This is a genomic window from Pseudonocardia zijingensis, assembly GCF_042657305.1.
In the GTDB taxonomy this organism is placed as follows: Bacteria; Actinomycetota; Actinomycetes; order Mycobacteriales; family Pseudonocardiaceae; genus Pseudonocardia; species Pseudonocardia zijingensis.
Genome location: NZ_JBHSKO010000021.1, coordinates 85,096 through 96,330 on the forward strand (window position 1 = coordinate 85,096; position 11,235 = coordinate 96,330).

10 protein-coding genes are annotated in these 11,235 nt (G+C 73.2%); 4 read left to right on the plus strand and 6 right to left on the minus strand.

Annotated elements, in window-relative coordinates; translation table 11 throughout:
- Window positions 1-8: 8 nt before the first annotated feature.
- A complete protein-coding gene (locus tag ACFPL3_RS30980) occupies window positions 9-722 on the minus strand; it encodes a hypothetical protein (protein WP_343944819.1) in 714 nt (237 codons plus the stop codon).
- Between the two features lie 109 nt (window positions 723-831).
- On the opposite strand from ACFPL3_RS30980, the gene ACFPL3_RS30985 reads away from it, so the two are divergent.
- From ACFPL3_RS30985 to ACFPL3_RS31000, 4 genes are all read left to right on the plus strand, one after another.
- On the plus strand, window positions 832-1,095 hold the full coding sequence (locus tag ACFPL3_RS30985) for a hypothetical protein (protein WP_343944820.1): 264 nt from the start codon (window positions 832-834) through the stop codon (window positions 1,093-1,095).
- 10 nt (window positions 1,096-1,105) lie between these two features.
- Window positions 1,106-2,527: an FAD-dependent oxidoreductase gene (locus ACFPL3_RS30990; RefSeq protein ID WP_343944821.1), complete on the plus strand. Its 1,422-nt coding sequence runs from the start codon at window positions 1,106-1,108 to the stop codon at window positions 2,525-2,527.
- A 176-nt stretch (window positions 2,528-2,703) separates the two neighbouring features.
- Complete coding sequence (locus ACFPL3_RS30995) at window positions 2,704-4,482, plus strand: HSP90 family protein (RefSeq protein ID WP_343944822.1); 1,779 nt, start codon at window positions 2,704-2,706, stop codon at window positions 4,480-4,482.
- Entirely contained in the window at window positions 4,479-6,716 is a 2,238-nt protein-coding gene (locus tag ACFPL3_RS31000) for a tetratricopeptide repeat protein (RefSeq protein ID WP_343944823.1), read from the plus strand. The genes ACFPL3_RS30995 and ACFPL3_RS31000 overlap by 4 nt, the downstream gene beginning before the upstream one ends.
- Window positions 6,717-6,726: 10 nt before the next feature.
- Here the strand turns inward: ACFPL3_RS31000 and ACFPL3_RS31005 are convergent, their stop codons facing one another.
- Genes ACFPL3_RS31005 through ACFPL3_RS31025 form a run of 5 tightly spaced genes read right to left on the minus strand, consistent with a single transcriptional unit; the run spans window position 6,727 to window position 11,221 of the window.
- Window positions 6,727-7,785 carry a DUF3500 domain-containing protein gene (locus tag ACFPL3_RS31005; protein ID WP_343944824.1) on the minus strand — a complete coding sequence of 353 codons (1,059 nt, stop codon included), beginning with the start codon at window positions 7,783-7,785 and terminating at the stop codon, window positions 6,727-6,729.
- Window positions 7,786-7,827: 42 nt separating this feature from the next.
- Window positions 7,828-9,066 carry a cytochrome P450 family protein gene (locus ACFPL3_RS31010; RefSeq protein ID WP_343944825.1) on the minus strand — a complete coding sequence of 413 codons (1,239 nt, stop codon included), beginning with the start codon at window positions 9,064-9,066 and terminating at the stop codon, window positions 7,828-7,830.
- On the minus strand, window positions 9,047-9,430 hold the full coding sequence (locus ACFPL3_RS31015; protein WP_343944826.1) for a nuclear transport factor 2 family protein: 384 nt from the start codon (window positions 9,428-9,430) through the stop codon (window positions 9,047-9,049). The genes ACFPL3_RS31010 and ACFPL3_RS31015 overlap by 20 nt, the downstream gene beginning before the upstream one ends.
- 11 nt (window positions 9,431-9,441) lie before the next feature.
- Entirely contained in the window at window positions 9,442-10,665 is a 1,224-nt protein-coding gene (locus tag ACFPL3_RS31020; protein ID WP_379589827.1) for an NAD(P)-binding domain-containing protein, read from the minus strand.
- A 1-nt stretch (window position 10,666) separates the two neighbouring features.
- On the minus strand, window positions 10,667-11,221 hold the full coding sequence (locus ACFPL3_RS31025; RefSeq protein ID WP_343944828.1) for an OsmC family protein: 555 nt from the start codon (window positions 11,219-11,221) through the stop codon (window positions 10,667-10,669).
- Between the last annotated feature and the right edge of the window lie 14 nt (window positions 11,222-11,235).

Below are 11,235 nucleotides of genomic sequence, written 5' to 3' on the forward strand. Positions count from 1 at the left end.
CGGCTCCGTCAAGGGCGAGCGAAGATCGATTCGTCGACCCGTTTCCCGGTCGCCTTCTCGACGGCGTCGAAGATGAGCTTGTCCTCCGGGATCCCGGACCGCCTCGCGCCGTCCTCCAGCACCGAGTTCACGAAGCGCTGCAGCGCCACGACGTCGACGAGCCATGCGCCATCGACGTGGACGAGCTCGAAGTCGAACGGGGTGGGGGTGCCGTCGGCGACGATCTGGATGTACGCGCGGTCGCCCTCGATGCGCACGGCGCCGAGCGCGTCGTCGGACGGGGGTGCGGTGGAGCTGAGCCTGGGCGTTTCGACCCCCGCGCTGAACAGCTGCCGTCCGTCCATCGCGGCGAGTTCGGCGGTCGGGAACTGGATGCGCAACGCCGCGATGCTGATCCGGTCGAACATCGACAGGGTGCCGATCTCCTCCGGCCCGCCGGTGCCGGCGACTCCGGCGAGCCACTCGTTGTACGCGATGGTGCTGTCGGGCACCAACGCGAGCGCTGCGGGCGCGTCCCGATCCTCCAGCGCTTCCCGGTAGGCGCCGAATGCGGCGCACACCGCCGTTCGCTCGTCCTGCTGGTCCGGCGCCGAGGGCGCTGTGGCGGCCAGCAGTTCGGAACAGCCGGCGGTCTCGTCCTGACCGCGCGCGCAGCCGCCGGCGATGATGACCATGACGAGCGCTGTCGCCGCGATGCCTGCCGAACGTCGTGAGTGGACCATGTCTGCCTCCCCCTGTAGACAAGGGACGACCCGGCTCCCGGTGCCACGGTTGGGGCGGCTCGGCGCCCGGCCGGCCTACCGCACCGCCCGACGAACGGGGAGGCACACGATGGCGCTCGAGGCGGTCGACCGGACACTGTCGATCACCCAGCTCGAAGGCGATGACTGGGGTGACGCACCACCGGGCGCGGCGCACCTCGTCACCACGGTGCACCGCCTGCGCCACAAGCCGCTCGAGGCGCTCGATGCGGGCGACTACTGGGTGGCGCACCCCGCGCAGCGCTCCGAGGTCGAGCGGATCCTCGACGTCGTCGACCCGGACGACGCCGGGATCCGCGCCGAGATCACGTCCTTCCGGAACACCGCACCGTGAGGAGAAGCAGATGGCGCGCGTGGTCGTGCTCGGAGCGGGACTGACCGGACTGGCCGCAGCCCTGGTGCTCGCCCGCGACGGGCACGAAGTGACGGTGCTGGAGCGGGACCCCGCTGATCCGGTGGGTGGGGCCGAGGATCTGTGGGAGCACTGGCAGCGGCCCGGGGTCAGCCAGTTCCGCCTCGGCCACATGATGATGGGCCGGTGGCGTCGTCTGGCGGAGCGGGAGCTCCCGGACGTGCTGGCCGAGGTGGAGCGGCTGGGCGGGCAGGTGATCGGCCCGATGGACGTGCTGCCCCCGTCGTTCACCGGAGGGCCACGACCCGGCGACGAGGACCTGCGCACCGTGCAGGCGCGGCGCCCGGTGCTCGAAGGGGCGATGGTGGCGGTGGCCGCCCGTACCCCCGGGCTGGTCGTCCGTCGTGGCGTCAAGGCGGAATCGCTGCTCCGAGGGGCGGCCACCGACGGGGTGCCGCACGTCGCCGGGGTGCGCGCCGGCCGTGACGGCGAAATCCGGGCGGACCTGGTCGTCGACGCGATGGGACGCCGCTCACCGCTCGCCGACATGCTGAGCGCCATCGGCGCCCGACGGCCGGTCGAGGAGCGGGACCAGCTCGGGTTCGTCTACTACGCCAGGCACCTCCGGCTGATCCACGACGACGTCCCGCAGATTGTGCCCGCCATCATCGATTGCGAGGGTATGTCGGTGCTCGTGCTCCCCGCCGACGCCAGGACGTACAGCGCGCTGTTCAGCTGCGCAGCCGACGACCGAGCGCTGCGCCCGCTGCGGGACGAGCAGGTGTGGGAGCGGGTGCTCGCGCTGTTCCCCAACCTCGCGCAGGCACGTGCGGTGTCGGAACCGATCACACCCGTGCAGGTCATGCCCGGCGCCGAGGACCGGATCCTCAGGTTCGTCGACGGCGCCACGCCGATCGCCACCGGCGTCGTCGCGGTGGGTGACGCCGCCATGCGGACGAACCCGTCGCTCGGCCGGGGAACGTCGATCGGCCTCACGCAGGTGTGCGTGCTGCGGGACGTCCTGCGCGAGGTGGGCCCCGGGCGTCCCGAGCGGCTCGTCACGCGGTTCGCCGAGGCGTGTGAGGAGACGGTCGTGCCCCTCTACCGCAGGACACTCGCCCAGGACCGGTCCCGGATGGCCGAGATCCAGGCCGACATCGCCGGCACACCCCACCCACCGGCTGGTCCGGACTGGTCGGTCACGCGAGCGCTCGCGGCGCTCTCGAGGACGGACCCGAGCATCCTGCGTGCGTACGCGCGGATGTTCAACCACATCCTGGAACCGAGAACCGCCTTGGACGAGCCCGGCGTGCGAGCCACGTACGACGAGCTCGCCCCGACCCTGCCCCGCTACGCCGGGACCCCGACGCGGGCGCAGGTCCTCGCCGCGATCGACGACGGTGGTGGCGGCTGATCCGATGATCACTGCTCCGGCGCAAAACCCGACGGAATGCGTCGGAAGACGCGCCAGACCGGCGATCAAGACCTGGTGTTGGGCCGCCAGGGGTCGTCGAGGAGGGCTCCGCTCGCTCAACGAGGCGATCCGGATGACATGATCGACCGCCGGGATGGGGGACGGAAGGGCGGTTGGTGGAGCACGCGTTCCAAGTAGACCTGCGGGGGGTCGTCGACCTCCTCAGCCGCCACCTCTACACCGGTCCCCGCGTCTACGTGCGGGAGCTGCTGCAGAACGCCGTCGACGCCATCGCCGCCCGTCGGCTGGTCGAACCGGATGCCCCGGCGGCGGTCGACGTCGTCGCGGGCGAGGTGCTGGAGGTGCACGACAGCGGGATCGGGCTCACCGAGGACGAGGTGCACGAGCTGCTCGCGACGATCGGGCGCAGCTCCAAGCGCGACGACTTCGGGTTCGCCAGGCACGAGTTCCTCGGCCAGTTCGGCATCGGGTTGCTGTCCTGCTTCCTGGTGGCAGACCAGGTGCGGGTCACCACCCGGTCGGCGCGGGGCGGGCAGACCGTCGTGTGGACGGGGTTCGCCGACGGCCGCTACACGGTGACGTCCGCGGACGGTGAGCGCGCCCGGCGCGGCACGACGGTGACCCTGGCTCCGCGCCGCGGGATGGAGCACTGGCTGGGCGCGCAGGTCGTCACCGAACTCGCCACCGCGTTCGGAAGCCTGCTGCCGGTGCCGGTCACCGTGAACGGGCGGGCGGTGAACGAGGACGAGCCGCCGTGGCAGCGTCGGTACGGGACCTCGCACGACCGGACCGCCGCGTTGAGCGCCTACGGGGAGAGCCTGTTCGGGTTCACCCCGTTCGACGTGATCGACCTGCGGGTTCCTGCAGCGGGCCTGTCAGGGGTGGCGTTCGTGCTGCCGATGGCCGCCAACCCGGCGGAGCGGGGCGGGCACCGGGTGTACCTGCGCAGGATGCTGCTCGCCGAGGACGTGCCGGACCTCCTGCCGGAGTGGGCGTTCTTCGTGCGGTGCGTGGTCGACACCAGCGAGCTGCGGCCCACCGCCGGCCGGGAGGCGCTCTACGCCGACGACCTGCTCGCCGACACCCGCGAGGCCATCGGCGCGCAGCTGCGGGACTGGCTGGTGGCGATGTCGGGCACGCAGCCGCGGCGGTTGCAGCGGTTCCTGCAGGTGCACCACCTCGGGGTGAAGGCGCTGGCCGTGCACGACGACGCGATGCTGCGTGTGGTCGACCGCTGGTGGCCGATGGAGACCAACCTCGGACCGCGGACCCTCGCCGAGTTCCGCCGGACGCATCCGACGGTCCGCTACACCGCGACCGCCGCCGAGTTCCGCGAGCTCGCCGCGGTGGCCGCCGCCCAGGGCATCGGGCTGGTCAACGGCGGCTACACCTACGACATCGAGATCATGAAACGGGTGCCGGAGCTGGACCCGGCGGTACAGGTGCGCTACCTCGAACCGGCCGACCTGACCACGACGTTCGCACCGCCGGACCCGGTCGCCGCACAGCGGCTGCGGCCCTTCGTCGCCCTCGCCGAGGACCTGCTCGCAGGGCGGTGCGCGGTGGTCCCACGCACCTTCGACCCGCCCGCGGTCCCCGCGCTGTACCTGGTGAGCCGGGCCGCGGTGCAGGCGGGCGAGATGGCCGCGGCGCGTGAGTCGGCGGACGATCTCTGGTCCGGGGTACTGGCCGCCGTCGACGGCCCGGCCCCGGCCGACGACCGGCCGCAGTTGGTGCTGAACCTCGCCAACCCGCTGGTCCGCCGCATTGCCGAGCTCCCGGACGCGACCCTGACCGGCCTGGGTGTGCAGGCGTTGTACGGGCAGGCGCTGCTGCAAGGACACCACCCGCTGCACACCGAGGACAGCGCGGTGCTCAACCAGGCCCTCCTCGGGCTGCTGGACTGGACCGTACGGCCGGGAGAGGGTGCATGAGCCACGACGAAGCGGAACTGTGGGCCGCGCTGGAGGCAGCGCAGGCGACGGGTTCCCACGAGGCGGAGCAGGCGCAGCTCGAGGACGTGGTCCGCCACGCCGATGCCGGGGGTTTCTCCCGGCTCGCCTTCGTCGCCCGGCGCGCACTGGCGAGCGCGTACTGCGTGGGGCGGCAGTGGGACCGGGCGTTCCCCCTGTTCGCCCGCTGCCTGTCCGAGCACGACTCGCGCGTGCGGGAGTTCAGCCCGGCCGAGGCGGCATCGCTGCGCTCCTGGTACTGCTGGACCATCCAGTCGATGGCCGAGTTCCCGGCCATCGGCCTGCCCCGGATCTACGCGGCGCTCGACGACGTCGAACAGCGCTACCGGGCGGCGGGCCAGAACCTCCGGGAGGTGTACGAGACCCGCCGCTCCGTGGCGCACATCGCCGCGGACTGGGAGCAGGAGGACCACTACTTCCGGCAGTGGCTCGCCGCGGGCGGGCCGGACCCGGGAGGCCTGTGGGACTTCGCCCTGCAGGTCGACCGGCTCACCGACCGCGGCGCCGACGCGGCGGCGTACGAGCTGGCCGCCCCGGTGCTGGCCGGCGCGCGAACCTTCGGCGTGCCCCCGGTGCCGGTGCAGATCGACATGTTGCTCCCGCTGGCTCGGCTGGGCAGGCACGCCGAGGCCCGGCAGGCGTTCCGGCGGGCTCGCCGGGACATCTTCCGCGACGTGTACCGCTTCGAGTACAGCGGCAAGCTCATCGAGTTCTGCGCGCTCACCGGGAACCTCGACGCAGGCCTCGACCTGGTCAGCGCGATGATGTGGGGCTTCCCGACCCTGAACCGGCCGACCGGGCGGATGGGCTTCGCCGCCTCCGTTGCGGTGCTGATGCAGCAGATGGTCGAGGCGGGCCGCGGTGCCGAACCCATCGACTGGAGCAAGCAGGACCCGGACGAGTACGTCACCGCGGCGCAGCTGCTCGAGCAGATGCGCGGTATCGCTCTGGATCTCGCGGCGCGGTTCGACGCCCGCAACGGCACCACCGCCCAGGGCGACCTTGTCCGCGCCCGGCTCGCCGCGCAGCCGGTCGGGCGGATCCGGGTGGGCGCCGCGCAGTTCCGGGTCCGCCGGCCGATCCCCCCGGGTCTGCCGGCCGAGGAGCTGCTGAGCCGTGCCGAGTGGCACTTCTACCGCGAGCAGCGCGCGGTGGCCCGCGACCACCTCCGGGCACTCGGGCAGCCGCCGGCCCACCTGGCCGCCCGCCGCGCCCACCTGCTGGCGATGATGGACGACGGGCCGGACGCGGGAGCCGATCTGCACGACGCGGCGGAGCAGTACCAGGCCGCCGACGACCTGATCGGCATGATGCTCTGCCTCTGCGACGTCGCGGTGTGGATGTCCGACGACGGCCGGCAGGACGCGGCGGTGGGGGTCGTCACCCAGATGCGCGAGGCCCTGCACAAACAGCCCGACCAGCGGGCGATCGCCCTCGCCGAGGTCGCGTTCGCCTTCGTGGTGGTGCGCTCGGATCCGGGTGCGGCCGACGAGGCGCTCGCCCGTGGCGCTCACCACGCCGCCGAGTCCGGTGACCCCCACGTCGTCGCGAAGGTCGCGCGCCTGCAGGTGCACCGGGCGCTGGCCCTGGAGAAGCCGCCCGAGCAGGTCATCGCGCTCGCCACGACACTGCGCGACGCCGCGTTCGCCGCGGGCTGGCCGGCCAACGTGGTGCGCGCGTTCGACTACCTCGAGACGGCGCACGCCCGGGCGGGCACCACCGCCGCCCACCACCAGGCGATCGACGCGCAGATCGCCCAGCTCCCTCCGGGCACGCCGCAGCTGGTGCGGGTGGGCTTCGGCTACGCGCAGGCCAGGGGCTTCCTCGCGAACGGCCGGGCAGCGGACGCGGTGCCCGCGTTGGAGCAGTTGATCGCCGAGGAACGCCCCGGCGGGGTGCCCGCCGAGCACTGGAACTGGCTCGCGCAGGCCTACTTCGCGGCCGGTCGCCTCGACGACGCGGTCGACGCCGCCGACGTCGACGCCGACTGGCTCGACGAGCTGCAGGATCGCGGGAGCCTCGCCACACCGTCGATGGCGGACGAGAACCGCAAGCTGCTCGTCGAGTGCTACCGGAGGCTCGGCGAGCCCGACGGCGTCTCGGAGCAGCTGGAGATCCTGGGCCGCAAGGCCCGTGAACGCGACGACGCGGACCTGCAGGCCTACGTGCACGCACTGGTCGGTCACGTCCGTTGAGCGCCGGCGGCTACTGGTCCAGGTAGTCGCCCTGCTTGTCCCGGTAGACGCTGTGGTAGTGGTTGTCGCCGTTGCCGAAGCGGCCGACGTTGGAGAACTCGATCCACAGCCGCGGACCGTCTATCCGCAGGTAGGAACCCGGGGTGTCCGGGTCGGTGGAGCCGGCCCAGGCCACGCGGGTGCGATCGAACTCGGCGACGTACCGCTCCATCAGCGGCTGCGCGATCCGCTGGTCGGTGTCGCCCACCCACGCCCGCACCACGTCGATGACCCGCTCGCGTTGTTCCTCGGTGAGGTCGGTGACCAGGGTGCCTTCCGGGTCGGGGTACCGGTCGCCCTCCCCGGTGCCGACGCGCACGTCGTCGATCGGGTCGATCCGCGCGGTGGCCAGTTCGCCCTCGTCCATGCTGCCGAACAGCGCCGACACGGCGTCGGTCTCGGCGAGCATCGGCCGGAGCCGCTGACCGGCCTCCTCGAAGTCCACCGGGTCGACGCCGGTGAAGGCCGGCGTGGGGCTGACCCGGCCGTTGTCGAACGTCGTGTTCACCGCGAGGTGGTGCCCGTTGATCTGGACCGTGAACCGCCCGGCAGTGCGGGGCTCGCCGAAGAACGCGATGAAGTAGCGGGCGGAGCTGACCGCGCTGTCGTTGTTGCGCACGCCGAGCGCGTCCTCCGCGGCGATGACGCCACGCAGCTGGGCGTACCCGCTGTCGGAGAGCACCGCCTCGGCGACGGCCAGGGCGGCGCCGCGCTGCTCGTCGGTCAGGTCGCCGAACGCCACGCCGTTGCGGTCGCGGGTGGTCGGGAAGTAGGTCCACCGGCGCAGGGCCGGGTCGGCGGCGTCGTGGAGGACCTGGTCGCGTTGGTCGGGGTCGAGGCCGGCCAGGAAGGCATCGGCGGCCGCGACGACCGCCTCGGTGGGGCCGGGCCCGGTCTGGACGTGGTCCGCCCGATCGACCGGCGGCGCCGGGGCGGCTGCGGTGTCGCTGCCGGCCGCGCCGGCCGCGCAGGCCGACAAGGCCATGGCCGTGGCGACCGCCGCGGAGAGAAGCGGGGTTCGAGCTCGCATGCATCGAGTCTATCCATCACTTGATGCATATCAAGCTCTTGATTACGGGTGCGGTGCCACCGGCAGCTCCGACAGCCCGCGCAGCACCACGCCGTCGCCGTGCCCCCAGCGCAGCTCGCCCGGCTCGACGGCCAGTCGCATCCGCGGGAACCGCGTGTGCAGCGCCGCGAGCGCGATGCGGCCCTCCAACCGGGCCAGCGGCGCCCCGAGGCAGTGGTGGATGCCGTGGCCGAACGCGAGGTGGCCGCCGTCGTCGCGGTGGATGTCGAACCGCTCCGGATCGCGGTAGCGCGCAGGATCCCGGTTCGCCGCCGCGAGCGACACGACGACCTGCGTGTACGCCGGGATCACGACGTCGCCGATCCGGACCTCCTCGGTGGTGTAGCGGAACGTCGAGTGCGGCACGGGGGCGTCCCACCGCATCACCTCCTCCACCACGCGGGGCGCGAGCCCGGGGTCGGCGACGAGCGCGTCGCGCTGCTCCGGGTGGCGCAGCAGCGCCACGGTCGCGTTGCCGATGAGGCTCGTGGTGGTGTCGTGCCCGGCGATGATCAGCTGGAAGATCGTCGAGAGCATCTCCTGCTGCGTGAGGGCACCGTCGCGCGCGGCGACGACGAGGTCGGTGACGAGGTCCTCGCCGGGTGCGGCGCGCTTGAGCTCCAGCAGCGCGGTCAGGTAGCCGACGACGGCCTCGGACGCGGCCACGGCCTCGGGACCCTGGTCCGGGGCGAGCAGGGTCCGGATCCACCGGCCCAGGTCGGCGCGGTCGTCCGGTGGCACCCCGAGCAACTCGCAGATGACGGTGAACGGCAGCGGGAACGCGTACCCGGCCACGAGGTCGACGGGGCCATCGTCGACGGCGCTGTGCGTTGCCAGGCCGTCGAGCAGGTCGTCGACGATCCGGCGGATCCGCTCCTCCAGCCGGTCCACCCGGCGCCGCGAGAATGCGGGCATCGCCATCCGCCGCAGCCGGCTGTGGTCGGGCGGATCGACGGCGAGCATGTGGCGGGCCAGGGCCGGGCCGGGCAGGCCCTCCGCGACGACCTCGCCGCTGCGGGCCAGCGCCGCGTGCATGTCCTTCGACAGCCGCGGGTCGCCCAGCGCCGCCCGCGCCTCGGCGTGCCCGACCACCAGCCACGCGGTGTGGCCGTCGGTGAGCCGCACCTGGTGCACCGGGCCGGTGGTGCGCACCCGGTCGAACAGGGGGAAGGGGTCGTCCCGGTCGTAGTGGTCGGGGCCGCCCCACGCGTCCAGCGCGGGGTCACGCAGCGACGTGCTCATCGAGTACCTCCCGGAAACCGGAGCACAGCAGGTCGATCACCGCCAGCAGCCCGTCGACCGTCTTGCAGACCGCGGTCTGGGTGCACACCCAGCGGGTCGTGCCGCGGGTGACGTGCAGGCGGTAGTGGATGAGGAGGCGGTCCCCGACGGGTTCGCCCGCCGCGCTCACGAGCCGCACGGTGTCGAACCCGGCGAAGAAGCCGAGGAAGCGGGCGGCGACGTCCGCGCGCCCGTGGACCTCGATCGGGCCACCGGGCAGGAGGGCGCGCAGCCGTGCCGTCTCGGTGATCACGGTGGCGAGCTGCTCCGGGTCGCGCGCGGCGACGAGCGCGGCGACCTCGGCGGCGACGGCGTGGTGCTGCACGGCCGGCCCCCTCAACTCGCGCGCCCGGCGAGCGCGCCCAGGTGGTCGACGAGGTGCTCGGTGAGGTCGCGCGCGTCGGCGGCGGCGCCGTCGATCAGCGTCGACCTCCGGCGGCGCAGGAACGGCAGCCCCATGACGTAGAGGCCGGGCGCGGCGGTGACGCCGCCGTCGTGCACGACCCGGCCCTTGCGGTCGAACACCGGCACGTCGAGGAAGGACAGGTCCGGGCGGAAGCCCGTGGCCCACACGACGCTCTCGATCCCGCCGCGGCCGAGCCGGGCCGACAGCACCGGCTCCGGCACGGCGGTCGGGTCGAAGCGCTCCGGGGCGTCCGCTTCGATCCCGGCTCGGTCGGCCCATGCGTCGAACCGGTCCAGCAGCCGGTTCAGCTTGAGGTCGGCGAGCGCGCACACGTTGGCCAGCGACCCGGAGAACTGCGCGACCCCGTCGCGGACGCCGCTGAGCCTGCCGACCAGCGAGATCCCCTGCCGGCGCAGCGCGTTCAGGTCCAGCGTCCGGGGCGCGCCCACCAGCTGCATCGACGGCAGGCTCCGTTGCCGGACCAGGTCGTCGACCTCGTCCCAGCGCTCGTCGAGCAGGCCGGAGGCGTCCATCCACCACAGGACGTCGCGGCCCCGGTAGGTGCGCGGCAGCCGCACGTGCTCGCCGACCGCCAGGGTGACCGGTCGCCCCGAGCGGGCCAGTTCGTCGGCGATCTGGATCCCGCTCGCCGAGGCGCCCACGACCAGCACGCCACCGTCGGGGAGCCGGCCGGGGTTGCGGTAGTCCGCGGCGGTCACCGCAGGGATTCCCGGGGGGAGCGGCACGGCCGGTGCGGCCGCGGTGGCGGCCGCCCCGGTGGCGACGACGACGGTCCGCGCCCGCCACGCTTCCCGGTCGGTGCGCACCAGGTAGCCCTCGCCGAAGGCCTGCACCGACGTGACGGTCACGCCGGTGAGCACCGGCGCCCCGGTCGCGTACTCCTCGAGGAGCCCGACCACCTCGGGCATGGTCAGGTAGCCGTCCGGGTCGGCGCCGCGGTAGCTGTGCCCGGGCAGCCTGGTCATCCAGTTCGGGGTGAGCAGGCGCAGCGAGTCCCACCGCTGGGTGCGCCACGAGTGCGCCACCTCGCCGCGTTCGATGACGACGTGGTCCACCGTGTGCGCGGCGAGGCAGCGGCTCACGGCCAGCCCGCAGTGGCCTGCGCCGATCACCACCGCCGTCGCGTGCCGCATCTCAGCTCACCGTCACCGTGACGGCCGTCGGGTTGGTGAGGATGTCGTAGACGGCGGACCGCTTCTGCGACTGCGCCACCAGCGCCTCGATCTCGGCGCGCGTGGCGTCGGCGTCGAGGTCGTAGTCGACCCGCACGCCGCTGAAGCCGTTGCGGACCTCCGGGTCGGCGCCGAGGATGCCGTGCAGGTCCATCTCGGCGGTGACCTGGGCGCGCACGGAGCGCAGCTGGATGCCCCGCTGCTGCGCGACGGCCGCGATGCCCGCCGTCAGGCAGCCGCCCAGGGCCACCAGCACGTACTCCACGGGCGTGATGCCGTTGTCCTCGGCGGCGAACTGCAGCGGGTGGTCGACGTCGAAGGTGAACGTCCGGGTGTGCCGCTGCTCCTCGCCGAACCCGGAGAACGTGTCGACCTCGGCCGTGCTGTGCGTGCCGTTGACCCAGGCCACACGCGAGCGCCACTGGAACCGGGCGATCTCGGGCGCGTCGGCGAACGCATCCCGGGCCCCGAGCAGGGCGGCGACGTTGACGCCGTTGTCGACGACGGACGTGGTCATGGTGTGCTCCTTCG

What these genes read in the sequence shown, in the direction of transcription:
- ACFPL3_RS30980 (WP_343944819.1), bottom strand. Translation starts at nt 722, where the DNA reads ATGGTCCACTCACGACGTTCGGCAGGCATCGCGGCGACAGCGCTCGTC.
- ACFPL3_RS30985 (WP_343944820.1), top strand. Translation starts at nt 832, where the DNA reads ATGGCGCTCGAGGCGGTCGACCGGACACTGTCGATCACCCAGCTCGAA.
- ACFPL3_RS30990 (WP_343944821.1), top strand. Translation starts at nt 1,106, where the DNA reads ATGGCGCGCGTGGTCGTGCTCGGAGCGGGACTGACCGGACTGGCCGCA.
- ACFPL3_RS31000 (WP_343944823.1), top strand. Translation starts at nt 4,479, where the DNA reads ATGAGCCACGACGAAGCGGAACTGTGGGCCGCGCTGGAGGCAGCGCAG.
- ACFPL3_RS31005 (WP_343944824.1), bottom strand. Translation starts at nt 7,785, where the DNA reads ATGCGAGCTCGAACCCCGCTTCTCTCCGCGGCGGTCGCCACGGCCATG.
- ACFPL3_RS31010 (WP_343944825.1), bottom strand. Translation starts at nt 9,066, where the DNA reads ATGAGCACGTCGCTGCGTGACCCCGCGCTGGACGCGTGGGGCGGCCCC.
- ACFPL3_RS31020 (WP_379589827.1), bottom strand. Translation starts at nt 10,665, where the DNA reads ATGCGGCACGCGACGGCGGTGGTGATCGGCGCAGGCCACTGCGGGCTG.
- ACFPL3_RS31025 (WP_343944828.1), bottom strand. Translation starts at nt 11,221, where the DNA reads ATGACCACGTCCGTCGTCGACAACGGCGTCAACGTCGCCGCCCTGCTC.